This window comes from Paenirhizobium selenitireducens ATCC BAA-1503 (genome assembly GCF_000518785.1).
In the GTDB taxonomy this organism is placed as follows: Bacteria; Pseudomonadota; Alphaproteobacteria; order Rhizobiales; family Rhizobiaceae; genus Allorhizobium; species Allorhizobium selenitireducens.
The window spans coordinates 225,204-239,829 of record NZ_JAEG01000007.1 but is presented as its reverse complement, the minus strand read 5'-3'; the positions used below and the strand labels follow the sequence as shown (position 1 = coordinate 239,829).

The 14,626-nt window shown below is 63.9% G+C and carries 14 protein-coding genes; 7 read left to right on the top strand and 7 right to left on the bottom strand.

Annotation, left to right across the window (positions count from 1 at the left end):
- Positions 1-3 precede the first annotated feature (3 nt).
- The 4 genes from L867_RS27340 to coxB all read right to left on the bottom strand — a co-directional run bounded on the left by L867_RS27340 (position 4) and on the right by coxB (position 3,775).
- Positions 4-141, bottom strand: coding sequence for a hypothetical protein (locus L867_RS27340; RefSeq protein WP_028736915.1), 138 nt, complete (start codon positions 139-141; stop codon positions 4-6).
- Complete coding sequence (locus L867_RS0110905) at positions 141-1,097, bottom strand: heme o synthase (RefSeq protein ID WP_028736914.1); 957 nt, start codon at positions 1,095-1,097, stop codon at positions 141-143. Before L867_RS0110905 ends, L867_RS27340 begins: the two co-directional genes overlap by 1 nt.
- 89 nt (positions 1,098-1,186) lie before the next feature.
- Positions 1,187-2,869: a cytochrome c oxidase subunit I gene (ctaD, locus tag L867_RS0110900; RefSeq protein WP_028736913.1), complete on the bottom strand. Its 1,683-nt coding sequence runs from the start codon at positions 2,867-2,869 to the stop codon at positions 1,187-1,189.
- Between the two features lie 18 nt (positions 2,870-2,887).
- The gene (coxB, locus tag L867_RS0110895) at positions 2,888-3,775 is read right to left on the bottom strand and encodes a cytochrome c oxidase subunit II (protein WP_028736912.1); all 888 of its coding nucleotides are present in this window, start codon (positions 3,773-3,775) and stop codon (positions 2,888-2,890) included.
- Between the two features lie 315 nt (positions 3,776-4,090).
- Here coxB and L867_RS0110890 point away from each other — a divergent pair, with 315 nt between their 5' ends.
- From L867_RS0110890 to L867_RS0110880, 3 genes are all read left to right on the top strand, one after another.
- Positions 4,091-4,615, top strand: coding sequence for an invasion associated locus B family protein (locus L867_RS0110890; RefSeq protein ID WP_028736911.1), 525 nt, complete (start codon positions 4,091-4,093; stop codon positions 4,613-4,615).
- A gap of 119 nt (positions 4,616-4,734) precedes the next feature.
- Positions 4,735-6,150: a metalloprotease TldD gene (tldD, locus tag L867_RS0110885; RefSeq protein ID WP_028736910.1), complete on the top strand. Its 1,416-nt coding sequence runs from the start codon at positions 4,735-4,737 to the stop codon at positions 6,148-6,150.
- 106 nt (positions 6,151-6,256) lie between these two features.
- Entirely contained in the window at positions 6,257-6,508 is a 252-nt protein-coding gene (locus L867_RS0110880; protein ID WP_028736909.1) for a hypothetical protein, read from the top strand.
- Positions 6,509-6,710: 202 nt separating this feature from the next.
- Here L867_RS0110880 and L867_RS0110870 read toward each other — a convergent pair whose 3' ends face one another.
- Entirely contained in the window at positions 6,711-8,027 is a 1,317-nt protein-coding gene (locus L867_RS0110870; RefSeq protein ID WP_028736907.1) for a D-alanyl-D-alanine carboxypeptidase, read from the bottom strand.
- Positions 8,028-8,235: 208 nt separating this feature from the next.
- Positions 8,236-9,000 (bottom strand): SDR family NAD(P)-dependent oxidoreductase, encoded by a 765-nt coding sequence (locus L867_RS0110865; RefSeq protein ID WP_037173121.1) that lies wholly within the window; start codon positions 8,998-9,000, stop codon positions 8,236-8,238.
- A 310-nt stretch (positions 9,001-9,310) separates the two neighbouring features.
- Between L867_RS0110865 and L867_RS25055 the strand changes: the two genes are divergently transcribed.
- Together L867_RS25055 and L867_RS0110855 are read left to right on the top strand one after the other, a co-directional pair.
- Positions 9,311-10,768: an MFS transporter gene (locus L867_RS25055; RefSeq protein WP_084638521.1), complete on the top strand. Its 1,458-nt coding sequence runs from the start codon at positions 9,311-9,313 to the stop codon at positions 10,766-10,768.
- 123 nt (positions 10,769-10,891) lie between these two features.
- A complete protein-coding gene (locus L867_RS0110855) occupies positions 10,892-11,935 on the top strand; it encodes a polysaccharide deacetylase family protein (RefSeq protein WP_028736905.1) in 1,044 nt (347 codons plus the stop codon).
- Between the two features lie 51 nt (positions 11,936-11,986).
- On the opposite strand, the gene pdxH is transcribed toward L867_RS0110855, so the two are convergent.
- Complete coding sequence (pdxH, locus tag L867_RS0110850) at positions 11,987-12,607, bottom strand: pyridoxamine 5'-phosphate oxidase (RefSeq protein WP_028736904.1); 621 nt, start codon at positions 12,605-12,607, stop codon at positions 11,987-11,989.
- Between the two features lie 65 nt (positions 12,608-12,672).
- Between pdxH and L867_RS0110845 the strand changes: the two genes are divergently transcribed.
- Both L867_RS0110845 and L867_RS0110840 read left to right on the top strand, forming a co-directional pair.
- Entirely contained in the window at positions 12,673-13,122 is a 450-nt protein-coding gene (locus L867_RS0110845; RefSeq protein WP_028736903.1) for an RT0821/Lpp0805 family surface protein, read from the top strand.
- Between the two features lie 189 nt (positions 13,123-13,311).
- Entirely contained in the window at positions 13,312-14,574 is a 1,263-nt protein-coding gene (locus L867_RS0110840) for a DnaJ C-terminal domain-containing protein (RefSeq protein WP_028736902.1), read from the top strand.
- Positions 14,575-14,626 lie beyond the last annotated feature (52 nt).

Sequence of the window (14,626 nt, the reverse complement as noted above, 5' to 3'; positions counted from 1 at the left end):
CTCTCAATTGCCGACCGCGCCGAACTTGATCAGCGTCACGACGTAGAAAATGGCGACAAGCGCGGCGAGCACGATGCCGAGCGCGATGTTGCGTCCGCGGCGCGACTTCTTCTGCGCATCATTCAGCTTGATGGTTTCCATCAGGCGGCACCTCCGAAAAGCGTCGCGAGGGTCGCGACGTAATGATCGACCAATAGGGCCGAGAAAATCGCGAAGAGATAGACGATCGAATAGGCGAACAGCTTCTTGGCCGGGACCATCTTCTCGTCGCCGTCCGGCATGCGCCAGACGGCGATGGAACAGATGACGAGACAGACGCCGAGAGCCCCGGCAAACAGGCCGTAGTAGAGCGATGCGAGACCGGTGACGGTCGGGATGACGGCGGTCACAGCAGTCAGCACCGCGTAGAGCGCGATCTGGTGCTTGGTGACGCGCTCGCCCGACACGTTCGGCAGCATCGGCACGCCGACGGCGCCGTAATCACGCATCTTGAACAGCGCCAGCGCCCAGAAATGGGCCGGCGTCCAGAGGAAGATGATCATGAAAAGCACGATGCTGTCGAGCGACACGCCGCCCGTCACGCAGGCCCAGCCGACCATGGGCGGGAAAGCGCCGGCGGCACCGCCGATGACGATGTTCTGCGGCGTCGAGCGCTTCAGCCACATCGTATAGACGACGGCATAGAAGAAGATGGTGAAGGCGAGCAGGCCGGCCGAGAACCAGTTGACGGTGAGGCCGAGGATCGAGACCGAGAAAACCGACAGGATCAGGCCGAAGGCGAGCGCTTCTGAAGGCGCGATGCGGCCGGCCGGGATCGGGCGCGAGGCCGTCCGCGTCATGACGGCGTCGATGTCGGCATCGTACCACATGTTGAGCGCGCCGGAGGCTCCGGCGCCGACGGCGATGCACAGGATGGCGATGAAGCCGAGAAAGGGATTGATGTCGCCCGGGGCCAGCACCAGGCCGGCAAAGGCGGTAAAGACGACGAGCGACATGACGCGCGGCTTCAGAAGCGCGAAGAAATCGCGCGCAGTGGCTTCCGAAAGGCGGACTTCGCCTTCGAGCCCCGCGAGGTCGCGACTATCAATTACGGTCATTGTCTCCGTCCCATGCTTGTCTGTTCTTTTCGGATGCCGCGCCACCGAAGGGCGCGGCATCCGCTATGCGTTGAGGCCAGGCCTGCCGCTTACTTGATGCGCGGCAACTGCTCCCACTGGTGGAACGGCGGCGGCGAAGACAGCTGCCATTCGAGCGTGGTCGCACCCTCACCCCACGGATTGTTGCCGGCGATGCGCTTCTTGGCGAAGGCTTCGAAGACGCCGACCAGGAAGATCAGCACGGCAAAGGCCGAGATGTAGGAGCCGATCGACGAGACATAGTTCCAGCCGGCGAATGCGTCCGGATAGTCGATGTAACGGCGCGGCATGCCGGCGAGGCCGAGGAAGTGCTGCGGGAAGAACACCATGTTGACGCCGACGAACATCACCCAGAAGTGCAGCTTGCCGAGGAATTCCGAGTACATGTAGCCGGTCATCTTCGGGAACCAGTAGTACCAGGCGGCGAAGATGGCGAACACGGCGCCGAGCGACAGAACGTAGTGGAAGTGGGCAACCACGTAGTAGGTGTCGTGCAGCGAGCGGTCGAGACCGGCATTGGCCAACTGTACGCCGGTGACGCCACCGACGGTGAACAGGAAGATGAAGCCGATCGCCCAGACCATGGGCGTGCGGAAGGACAGCGAACCGCCCCACATCGTGGCGATCCACGAGAAGATCTTGATGCCGGTCGGCACCGCGATAACCATCGTGGCGAACAGGAAGTAACGCTGGGCGGCGAGCGACAGGCCGACCGTGTACATGTGGTGGGCCCAGACGATGAAGCCGACGGCGCCGATCGCGACCATGGCGTAGGCCATGCCGAGATAGCCGAAGACCGGCTTCTTCGAGAAGGTCGAGACGATGTGGCTGATGATGCCGAAGCCGGGCAGGATCAGGATGTACACTTCCGGGTGACCGAAGAACCAGAACAGGTGCTGGAACAGGATCGGGTCACCGCCGCCTTCCGGCGCGAAGAAGGTCGTGCCGAAGTTGCGGTCGGTCAGAAGCATGGTGATGCCGCCTGCCAGAACCGGCAGCGAGAGCAACAGCAGGAAGGCGGTGACGAGCACCGACCAGGCGAAGAGCGGCATCTTGTGCAGCGTCATGCCCGGGGCGCGCATGTTGAGGATGGTGGTGATGAAGTTGATCGCACCGAGGATCGACGAGGCACCCGAGATGTGGATAGCGAAGATCGCCAGGTCGACGGCCGGACCGGGCTGGCCGGAGGTCGCAAGCGGCGGATAGAGCGTCCAGCCGCCACCGACGCCATAGGCGCCGGCCGGGCCTTCGACGAACATCGACAGCACCAGCAGCAGGAAGGCGGGAATGACCAGCCAGAAGGAGATGTTGTTGAGGCGCGGGAAGGCCATGTCCGGAGCGCCGATCATGATCGGGATCATCCAGTTGGCGAAACCGCCGATGAGGGCCGGCATGACCATGAAGAAGATCATGATCAGAGCGTGCGCGGTGGTGAACACGTTGAACATGTGCTTGCCGCCGTCGATGGCAGCATCGCCCTCGAAGCCGTAAACGATCGAGGCCAGACCATGGAAGATCTGGATGCCGGGCTCCTGCAGCTCCATGCGCATGGCGACGGAGAGCGCACCGCCGACGAGGCCGGCGAAGATTGCGAAGATCAGGTAGAGGGTGCCGATGTCCTTGTGGTTGGTCGAGAAGAACCAACGGGTGAAGAAACCGGGCTTGTGGTCATGATTGTCGTGATGCGCGCCGTGACCGTGGGCGTGATCGTCGTGGGCAACAGGTCCAGCCATTGTCCGCACTCCTCTTCCTTAGTTCGAAACGTTGTCGGCGAGCTGCACGGACTTGTCCGCACCGTCCACCGCAGCCATGAGTGCCTTGTTGGCACCGGCGAGATCCGACGCAGCAGCCTCGAGCCAGGCGGCATACTTGTCAGCCGACACGACACGGATGGCGATCGGCATGAAGGCATGGTCCTTGCCGCAGAGTTCCGAACACTGGCCGTAGTAAAGGCCTTCGCGATCGGCGCGGAACCAGGTTTCGTTCAGACGTCCCGGAACGGCATCGATCTTGACGCCGAAGGCCGGCATGGCGAAGGCGTGGATGACGTCGGTCGGCGCGGCGGTGACGAGCATGCGCACGGTCTTGCCGACCGGAACGATCATTTCGTTATCGACGGCGAGCAGGCGCGGATAGACGCTCTTGTCTTCCTTGCCGGCGGCAGCGCGGTCTTCTTCCTTCAGCATGTAGCTGTCGAAGGCCACTTCCGTGCCGCCCTGGTATTCGTAGTTCCACTGCCACTGGGTGGCCGTCGCCTTGACCGTCACGTCCGGATTTTCCGGCTGGGTGAGCTGGGCGGAAAGCAGGTTGAAGGACGGGATCGCGAAGAACAGCAGGATCAGAACCGGACCGACGGTCCAGACAATCTCGATCGCCGTATTGTGGCTCGTCTTCGAGGGAACCGGGTTGGCGGCGGCGCGGAAGCGCACGGCGACCACGACCAGGAGAAGGAGGACGAAGACCGTGATCGGAACGATGAACCACAGGGTGTAGTTCTCAAACCAGCGAATCTGCTCCATGATCGGCGTCGCCGCCTGTTGCAAGTCCATCTGCCACTCGGTCGGCTGGTCTGCAAAGCTGCCGGAGGCGAAAAGCAGACAGGCCAGGGCGGCCAAAGCTGCAAAAGCTCTCTTTATCACGATGTCTCTCCCACAAGCGTTTGATCCACATCAAATCAATACGCGAAATTCATGCTATCATCAGCGTTTAAAATCACAGATTGGCCGCATTCGCAATACGCCCGGGCAAATGCCACGGCCGCATTTTTGCTGTTCATCAATTCCGCTCGCGAGCCATCCACCGACAATCCGGCCTGCATTGCCCGTGGCGGCCGGCACGGCTGCAACAGCGGTCGCAATTAAGCCTCACTCCCTTGGAAAACACGGGTCGGGGCTTTCATTTTGCCCGCCCGGACGCCATGAATGTCAGGGATGATTCGATTTCCAGAGGTACCCATGGGTCTTCCTAGACTTTACCGGTCGGGCCTGATCGCAAGCGCCATCGCCGTTGCCGCGCTCGTCGCTCCGGTTAAGGCCCAGCAACAGCAGCCCGGAACCATCCGTTCCAATCATGGTGCGTGGTCGGTGATCTGCGATACGCCGGCCGGCGCCTCCACTGAGCAATGCGCGCTGATGCAGAACGTGATCGCCGAGGACCGGCCCGAAGTGGGTCTGTCCGTGGTGGTGCTGAAGACCGCGGACCGCAAGGCGAAGATCCTGCGCATCCTCGCCCCGCTCGGGGTTCTGCTGAAAGACGGCATGGAGCTCTATGTCGACGGCAACAATATCGGCCGCGCCTATTTCACCCGCTGCTTCTCCGAAGGCTGCTATGTCGAAGTCGAGATCGACGAGGAGCTGATGAAGATCCTGCGCGCCGGCAAGAACGCGGTCTTCGCGCTGCGCGAATCGGCCGACCAGGACCGGGTCGGCATTCCGATCGAGCTCGCGGGCTTCGCCGAGGGCTACGACAAGCTGCCCTGAGAACATCCGCTGCCTTCATCATTATAAAGTGACGCGCGACCGGGGCCATGGCTCCGGTCGAACCTTGTCCGCAGGTCGCAATGCGCCTACATCGGAACGAGCACTACAAGGAGATTTCCATGACCACCGACCTTCTCGGCCTCTTCGACTGCGACGAAATGACGCTGCGTCAGCATGTGTCGAAAGCACTCGCCGGCGCCGATGACGGGGAGTTGTTCGTCGAGCACGCCCAGGCGGAATCACTGACCTTCGACAACGGGCGCCTGAAGGGCGGCAGCTTCAACACCGACCAGGGATTCGGCCTGCGGGCCGTCGCCGGCGAAGCGGTCGGCTATGCCCATGCGGGAGAGCTTTCGCTCGCCGCACTGTCGCGCGCCGCCGATGCGGTCGGCGCCGTGACCCACGGTTATTCCGGCTCCTATGCCAGCGCCCCACAGCGCACCAATGCCAAGCTCTACGGCGAGGGCAATCCGATCGGCGCGCCGTCCTTCGAGGAGAAGGTCAAGCTGCTCGCCGAGATCGACGCCTATCTGCGCGACAAGGGCGATACCGTCCGCCAGGTCACCGCCTCGATCGCGGCGAGCTGGCAGGTAGTGGAGATCCTGCGCGCCGACGGTCACCGGGTGCGCGACATCCGGCCGATGACGCGGATCAACATTTCCGTCATCGCCGGCAAGGGCGACCGGCAGGAAAGCGGCTCCTATGGTACGGGCGGCCGCATGGCCTTTTCCGACTTCCTGACGGAAGAGAGCTGGCAGCACGGCGCCGACGAGGCGCTGCGCCAGGCGCTGGTCAATCTCGAGGCGATCGACGCGCCGGCCGGCACCATGGACGTGGTGCTCGGAAACGGCTGGCCGGGCGTCATGCTGCACGAGGCGGTCGGCCACGGGCTCGAAGGCGACTTCAACCGCAAGAAGACCTCGGCCTTCGCCGGCCTGCTGGGCGAGATGGTCGCCGCCCCCGGCGTGACCGTGGTCGACGACGGCACGATCGACGCGCGGCGCGGCTCGATCACCATCGACGACGAGGGCACGCCCTCAGCCTATAACGTGCTGATCGAGAACGGTCGCCTCGTCGGCTACATGCAGGACCGCCAGAACGCCCGGCTGATGGGCATGAAGGCGACCGGCAACGGCCGCCGCCAGGGCTATTCGCACCAGCCGATGCCGCGCATGACCAACACCTACATGCTCGGTGGCGACAAGAGCCCGGAAGAGATCATCTCGTCCGTCAAGAACGGCATCTATGCCGTCTCCTTCGGCGGCGGGCAGGTCGATATCACCTCGGGCAAGTTCGTCTTCGGCTGCACCGAGGCCTACATGATCGAGAACGGCAAGATCGGCGCGCCGGTCAAGGGCGCCATGCTGATCGGCAACGGTCCCGAAGCGATGAAGCGCATTTCCATGGTCGGCAACGACATGGCGCTCGACAAGGGCATCGGCAATTGCGGCAAGGCCGGCCAATGGGTCCCGGTCGGCGTCGGCCAGCCGCATCTGCGGATGGACCAGGTGACGGTGGGCGGAACGCGGGCTTAAGGCAGCTTGCGGAGACATCTGCCGGTCGTGCCTGACGCGGACACGCGGAATTGTTGACACCGGGACCGACGCGGAACATCATTTCGCGAGTTGGATGGGACGAGCCATGGGCAAGAGCAGCATTCAAGTGACGCTCAGCGACGATTTGCATGAGCATGTCCGTCGGCAGGTCGCCAAGGGCGGTCCCTATCGGGATGCCGACGACTATATCCGTGCGCTGGTCAGCCGCGACCGGCAGGCGCAATCAGCGGCATCTGCCTGGATCGGCGAACATTTCACAGAGGCGATGCGGGCGGACGAGGACGTGTACGTCTCCGTCTCGGCCGAAGATGTGATCCAGCGAAACAAGAAAGCCTGACCGAATGGGCTATCTGTTCTATCCGGCGGCGAATGCGACCCAGGATAGGATTTGGCGAGCGCGACAAGATCGGCGTCATGAGCATCCTGCACGAACGCATGGATGTACCGGCACGGCTTGTCGAAGAGCTTGGGAAGCTGGCCCGCGACCTCACTGGGAAGACCAGGGCTAGCGAAGCGGGGGCACGGCATGCGCCCCTCGGTCAGCCCCTCGCAGGCATCAGCACGCAGTCGTAGCGGTTCTTGACCAACTTGTCGCAGGCCGAGCGAGCCTCGGTCTTGCTGGTAAAGCCGGTGAAGCGGGCGCGGTAGAAGGTCGAGCCGTCGCGGGTCACGGCCTCGGTATAGGTGTCGCGATCGTTCAACGGGCCGCCGATCTTTGCCTTGGCGTCGGCGAGAAGATCCATCGCGGCCTTGGCGCTGGCGGCGGCGGCGATCTGGATCTGCCATCCGCCAACCATCCGGGCCTCCGCCTTCGGCGCGGCGAGGGGGATTTCCGCCTCAGGCGTCAAGGCGGGGACGTCGCTCGAGACGTCGGCCGCGGCCATTTCCACCGGCTTGGCATAGGCCGTTCCAAGCATGGAGGCGGCGACCGGACTTGCGTTTGCCAAGCCGATCACAGCGGCCACCGCATCCTGGCGGGGTGCCGGAACCGGGACATCGTCACCCAGGCGCGCCAGGTCCATGCCGACGCGGGTCGAATTGCTGGCCAGCAGCGTTGATCCGCGCGAGGCCTTGGCAATGTTGCCGGCGATCAGCTTTTCCATGACCTTGTCGCGGCTTGCCGCCGAGCGGCCGCCCATGACTACGCCGATCACCCGGCGATCGCCATCTCTCACGGCGCTGACGAGGTTGAAGCCGGAAGCATTGGTATAGCCGGTCTTGATGCCGTCCATGCCCTTGTAGCGGTACATCAGATTGTTGTGGCCGTTGATCGTGCGGCCACGGAAGGCGAAACTCTTGGTGTTGAACAGCTTGTATTCCTGCGGGAAGTCCCGCAGCAGCGCGATGCCGAGGGTGGACATGTCGCGCGCCGTGGTGATCTGCCGGTCGTCGGGAAGGCCGGAGGCATTGACGAAAATGGTCTTCGACATGCCGAGCGAGCGGGCTTTCGTAGTCATCATCGCGGCGAATTCACTCTCGGTGCCACCGAGCTTTTCCGCCATCGCGGCTGCGGCGTCATTGGCCGACTGCACGATCATGCCGAGCACCGCTTCCTTCACGGTGACGGCATCGCCCGCCTTGACGCGGAGCTTGGTCGGCGGACGCGAAGCGGCATATTTCGAGAAGGGCACGCGGCTGTCCCAGGACAATTCGCCGCGGCGAATCGCGTCGAACGTCATGTACAGAGTCATCATTTTCGTCAGCGAGGCCGGGTGATTGAGGCTGTCGGGGTTTTCCGACGCCAGAACCTCGCCGGTGCGAGCATCGAGGAGAAGCTGGGCGCTTCCGGCTGTCGCGGAGGTGGACGATGATGCGATCGCAACGAGGAACGTCAACGCGATCAACAGCTTGTTCATGAATCCTCCAAGGGCAGGCTTAACGTAACGGAGCGTCGAAATCCGGCGGCGAGTTATGCCGCCCGGTAGACGACGGCTTCACTAAAGCAGAATTGGGGCGAGAGTTTTGCGGTGCAGCGCCCTCAGTACGAAAGTTAACTAAAAGTTTCATGAAGAGAGTAAACAAAGGGTAAATGACACGAGGCTGGATCTGCCGACAAAAGCAGCCTCATGCAGCAAGAAATCCACCATCCGCGGCCAGAACATGACCGACAATATAGGAGGTTGCGTCCGAGGCAAGCCAAAGGACGGCCTCCGCCACTTCCTCAGGCTGCCCCATGCGCCGCAAGGGCAGGCCGGCGGCCACGGTCGCCACGTCGCCGACGCCGGCAGCCAGCATCATGTCCGTCACCACCCTGCCCGGCGCCACGGCATTGATGCGCACGCCGCGGGCGGCATTCTCGATGGCGGCGGTGCGCATCATGGCGATGACGGCGGCCTTCGAGGCATTGTAGAGCGCGAAGCCGGGGTTCGGATTGCGGATGCCGCTGACCGAGGCATTGATGACGATCGCGCCGCCGCCGGTCTTCCGCATGGCCGGGATCTGATACCGGAGGCAATGGAAGACGCCGCGCACGTTCGTGTCGAAAACGGCGGCATAGGTGGCGTCGTCCTGGTCTTCGATCGGCGCGCGGCGCTCCTGAAAGCCGGCATTGTCAAAGGCCACGTCCAGCCGGCCGAAACGGTCGAGCGTCCCCGTCACCATCGCCTCGACATCCGCTTCGCGCGTAACGTCGGCCATCAGGAAGACCGCCTGCGAACCCAGATCACGGCAGGCGGCCGCTACCGCCTCGCCCTCCGGCTCGCGCCTGCCGGCGATCACCACGGCCGTGGCGCCTTCGCGCGCCATCTGCAACGCGGCCGCCCTGCCGATGCCCGTTCCGCCGCCCGTGACCAGGCATATCTTTCCATCCATGCGACGCGCAGACGTCATGCTTGTCGGACCTCCTGTGGTGTGCCACGGCAGTCTAGATATTTACTTGACGGAGTCCAGCAATTTTCGCGCGGGATGCTCCGGAAGGCGGTTGGAGGATGCATGGGATGGGTGGCGGATGGATGCCCATCCTGTGGCGGCCCAATCCTTATGATAGAGAAGTGGATGGATCGAACGGGAGCGCCGCCGCCCTGGTTCTCTTGTCCGTCGTCGAGCCTCTGCAAATTCTTCAACTTGCCTCTTTACCTCAACCTAAGTTGAGATTGTAGGTTCCGATCCGACCGCAATCCAGGACGAGGAAACAGGATCCATGCTGCCAGAGACAGAAGTGCCGAACGTCGCGGGATCGCCGGCTGCCGCCAACTCCAGCCCTGTGCCGGAGAACGAGGCGAGCGGCCGCTGGGCCGAACTTCTCGCCCCGCGCTATCTGGCGACGACGACGATGCTGTGCATGGGGGTGGCACTCTATGCCTTCAACGGCTTCCTGGTCAGCACCGTGTTACCGACGGCGGTCGGCGAGATCGGCGGTGCGGAACTGTTGCCGTGGTCGATGACGCTCTATCTGGTCGCGTCGATCGTCGCGGGCGCCAGCGCCGCCCTGCTCAAACAGCGCTACGGCGCAAGGACCGTCCTTTTCGCCGCCGCCCTGCTCTTCCTGGCCGGCACACTGGCGGCCGCCTTCGCCTCGGACATGAATACCGTGCTCTTCGGGCGGATCTGCCAGGGCATCGGCGAAGGCATCATCGCCGCCATCTGCTACGCGCTGATCCCCGAAATGTTCCCGCCCGCGCTGGTGCCGAAAGTGTTCGGCGCGGAAGCGAGCGTCTGGGCGATCGCCGCCTTCGGCGGTCCGGTGCTGGCCGGCTCGCTGACGGAAGCCTTTTCCTGGCGGGGGGCCTTTCTCGTCAATGCGCCGCTCATTGCCCTCTTTCTGCTGCTCGCGCTCATCCTCGTACCGTCAGGTTCCGAAGCGGGTCGGCGGCTGCAATTTCCCACACTCAGGCTGAGCCTGCTGTCGGCCGGCCTCGTCGCCATGCTGGTGGCGGGGCTTGCCGGCTCCGCCCTCGCCACGGCGGCCATGATTGCCGGATCGCTGGTTCTGGTGCTCGGCGCGGTCCGCCTCGACCGGCGCGCGGAGGATTCGATCCTGCCACAGGGTGCGTTTTCCACCCGCTCGCCTCTCGGTCTTGGCCTCTGGGTCATCCTGCTCATGCCGCTCTCGCAGGCAACCAGCAGCGTCTATCTGGTCTATTCGCTGCAATATCTGTTCGGCTACCGCCCGACGCTCGCCGGCGCGCTCGGCGCGCTGATGGCGATCAGCTGGAGCATGACCGCGATCGGCGTCGCCAACCTCAGGGCCGAGCGGTCGCGGCAGACGGCGATCTGGCTCGGCCCCCTGCTGCTGGTCCTCGGCTTTGCCACGCTTGCCGGCGCGATCGGGACGGTGAACATCGCCATGCTTGCCGTCGCGCAGGTTACCATCGGCGCGGCCTTCGGCTTGAGCTGGGGTTATCTCAGCCAGATGCTGATGGAGGCGACGCCAGGTCATGAACGCGACAAGACCTCGGCGCTGCTGCCGACGCTGCAATCGGCGGGCTTCGCACTCGGCGCGGCCCTTGCGGGAATCAGCGCCAACGGCGCGGGACTGGCCGTGGCGCAATCCGCCGAGGCCATGCGCGGCGTGCTGACGCTCACCTTCGCCATAGCGCTCATCTGGGCGATCCCCGCCTCGCTGGCGGCGCGCCGTGCGGTGACGCTCATGCGATAACCGCCCCCGGTCGCATCGGTCGAGGCCGCACGACAAAAACAGGCAGACGCCATTCAGCAAGGCTTAACGCCACCCGCATAGTCTGGAGAGCGATATGTTGCGACGCAAAACCGGGCGAGGACAATGAAGGCCAACCTGAAAGGCTTCGTGCGCAAGGCCGCGATCACCGGCGGGCTGGAAGCGTCCCGGCTTCTCAGCCGGCTCGGCACCATGCGTGCGGCGCGCGGTCGCGGCGCGATCTTCACCCTGCACCATGTGCGGCCGCACCGACCGCCGCCGCTCGATGCGAACGGTCATCTCGAGATCACGCCGGACTTCCTGGACGCGGCGATCCGGCAGCTGAAGGCCGAGGGCTACCAGTTCGTAGCACTCGACGAGGTGCCGCACCTGCTCGCCGCCGCGCCGGACGGAGCGCCTTTCGCCGTTTTTACGCTGGACGACGGCTATCGTGACAATGCCGAACATGCCCTGCCCGTCTTCGAACGGCACGGAGTGCCCTTCACCGTCTTCGTCACCAAGGGGTTCAGCGAACGCAGCCACACCCTGTGGTGGGAAACCGCAGAAGCCCTGCTCAACGCCACCGACCGCTTCACCATCGAAACCGACAGCGGCCCGAAGACCCACGCCGTCACTTCGATCGCGGCGAAGCGGGCGGTTTGCGATCTCATCTGCGACGCGATCTGCGGACCTGAGGAAAGCCTGGCGATCGCCCGGCTCGACGCGGCGGCGCGTAGCGTCGGCATCGATCCGAGGGCAATGGTCGCGCAATTGGTGATGACGGCAGAGGAACTGAAGACGCTGGCGCGCCATCCGCTGGCCAGCCTCGGCGCCCATACGCTGAGCCACCGCGCCCTGGATTTTCTCACCGACGCGGAAGCACTGAACGAACTTTCGGGCAGCGCCGACTATGTCGAGACGCTGACGGGCCGGCGGCCGACCAGCTTCGCCTATCCATACGGCGATGCGCGCAGCGCCACGAACCGTATCGCGGCACTCGCCGCCAGGGCCGGCTTCACCCTTGCGGTGACGACCCGGGCGGGGACGGTCGATGCCGCGGCGCTTGCCGCGCCGTTGCTCCTGCCGCGCATCTCGCTCAACGGCTATTACCAGAAGCCGCGCTATGTCGCGGCGCTTGCCTCCGGCATTCCCTTCCGTCTGACCGGCTGATCCGCCCGGACGGCCAGGCCGGCGAGAAACCCGCCGCCCAGGCCATGGCGATCAAGGATACATCCGCACCTTGTGCCAAGGCGCATCCGGCGTTTCGCGGCGAAACTCGATGCGGTCGTGCAGGCGAAACTTGCGGTCGTGCCAGAACTCGATCGAAACCGGCCTGATGCGGAAGCCGGACCAGTGCGCCGGCCGCGGAACCTCGCCGAACGCATAACGGGCGGTGTATTCGGCCACGGCCTTTTCCAGGGCGAACCGGCCTTCCAGCGGGCGCGACTGCTTCGAGGCCCAGGCGCCGATGCGGCTGCCGAGCGGCCGGGAGCGGTAATAGATGTCGGCTTCCTCATCGGAAACCACCTCGACCTCGCCGCGCAGGCGTACCTGACGACGCAGCGATTTCCAATGAAAGCACATCGCTGCCTTCTTCTGGCCGAGAATTTCCTGTCCCTTCTGGCTCTCGAAATTCGTGTAGAACACAAACCCTCGGGAATCGAAGTCCTTGAGCAGGACCATGCGCACATTCGGCAAGCCGTTCTCATCCACGGTCGCAACCGCTACTGCGTTGGGATCGTTGATCTCCGAGGCCTCTGCATCCTTCAACCACGTACCGAACAGCGCGAAAGGTTCGTTTTCCTCGGTGAAGTCACTGCTTGTTAACCCAGTCTCTGACATATTGATTCAAATGCTCCCGAACTTCATCATGATTGCCCAGGTCTTAACACTGGACAGGACGCCCATTGAGAGACATAGCAAAGTCGAACGAGCGCAAAAAGGGCGGGCCTTTGGGTAAAAGCAGATTGCTCATCGTTCTCGCCGCGACATTGCCGATCAGCGGTTGCTTCGGTGGCGGCATGGACCTCTTCGGCTCGGATGTGGATCGGTCGATTTCCACCAATACCGTGGCGCAGAAGAATACCGCGGAAGGTCGCTCCGACGAACTGACGGTGCAGAATGCCGTCTCCTCCGCGGATCTGTCGCGGACCAGCAGCCCGCTGCCCTGGGCCAACGCAACGACCGGCAGCGCCGGCGTGGTCACGGCGATCGAAGAGCAGAAGTCGAACGGCGTCGTGTGCCGCAACTTCTCGACGACCCGTCATTCCTACGAGGGCATCGCCTATTTTTCCGGAAAGACCTGCACTGCGGGCTCCGGCCAGTGGCAGTTGATGAGCTTCAGCCGTCAGCCCTGAACTCCCTTGGCGGCAGCAGATCCGGCCCGGATCGCCGGGGTTGCCGCGTAACCACTGATTAGCATCTTCTTGCCATACTCTGAGAATTATGAAGCCGGACCGCCATGATGACTGCGGACCGGTCGGTGTTTCTTGCCTGCGCATTCGCCAAGAATGGCAATGCCGGTCTATTCTTAGTTGGTGGCCTAGATGCGCGATTTTTATTCAGTGCTCGGCGTAAAGCGCGATGCGGGAGCCGACGAAATCAAGTCGGCCTGGCGGATGAAGGCGAAAAGCGTGCACCCCGACCAGAACCGCGACGACCCCGACGCCAATCGGAACTTCACCGAGATCGGCCGCGCCTACGAGGTGCTGAAGGACCCGACAAAGCGGAGCCGCTATGACCAGCACCGCGACAAGGTCGAAGCTCTTGAGCGGGAACAGACGATCATGCAGCAGCGCCAGTCGGCCCGCGAGGCGGCCGAGAAGGCCAAGATCGCCAAGGCGAATGCCGAGCGGATCCTCGCCGAACTGGCACGCGCCGAAGCCGAGAAGGCGAAACTAGACAAGCAGACCCAGGCTCAGGCTCAGGCCGCTCAGGCCAAACCGGAAAAGGCTCAAGCCCAGACCGGCGGCGCCCAGGCACAACCTCAGCCACAGGCACAACCTCAGCCACAGGCACAACCTCAGCCACAGGCGCAAGCTCAGCCGCCGGGCCAGACGCAGAATCAGGCCAAGCCGGATGGCGCGGGCGAAAGCCCCGAAGCCGTCGTCTCACGCATCTTCGGCGATACGCCCGAAGCGGCAGCGGCGGCCGAAACGCTGAAGCGCGAAACCGAGGCTGAAGCCGAACGCGCGGAGAACAGCGAGCCGTCCGGCGCGCCCAGGCCGGTCTCCATCCTCGCGCCGATCGAATTGCTGAGCTCTTTCGTGCGTCGCATTCGCGGCATCCAGCCGCCGCCGGAAAAGGCGCCCGACCTGGTGGTCGAGGCAACAGTGACGATCGACGACCTGCTGGCGCAGAAGCCGGTGCCGATCACGCTGTCGGACGGCCGCGAACTGCGCGTTCCACTTGAAAGCGGCGTCACCCAGGGGCACGTGGTGCGGCTCAGGGGCCAGGGCCTCAAGCTGCAGGGCATGAGCCGTGGCGACGTGGCGGTCACCGTGCGCGTGGCCAAAAACGACAAATTCACCGTCGACGGCTACGACCTCAAGACGGTCCTGCCGATCACGCTTGAGGATGCGGTGCTGGGTTGCGAGGCCACCGTCGAGACGCCCAACGGGCCGCTCGCCGTGACCATTCCGGCCTGGTCGAGCTCCGACCAGGTAATCCGCCTCGACGACCTCGGCCTGCCGAATGACGAAGGCGGCCGCGGCGCGCTGGCCGTCGAACTGCGCGTCATGCTGTGGGAAAAGCCTGACGACAAGGTCACCGATTTGATGCGCGTCATGCGCGAAGGCCTGTTTTTATGAAGTATTTGTAACGATCACACCCTTTGTTACGCTGCCTTACAGTTGATGATCC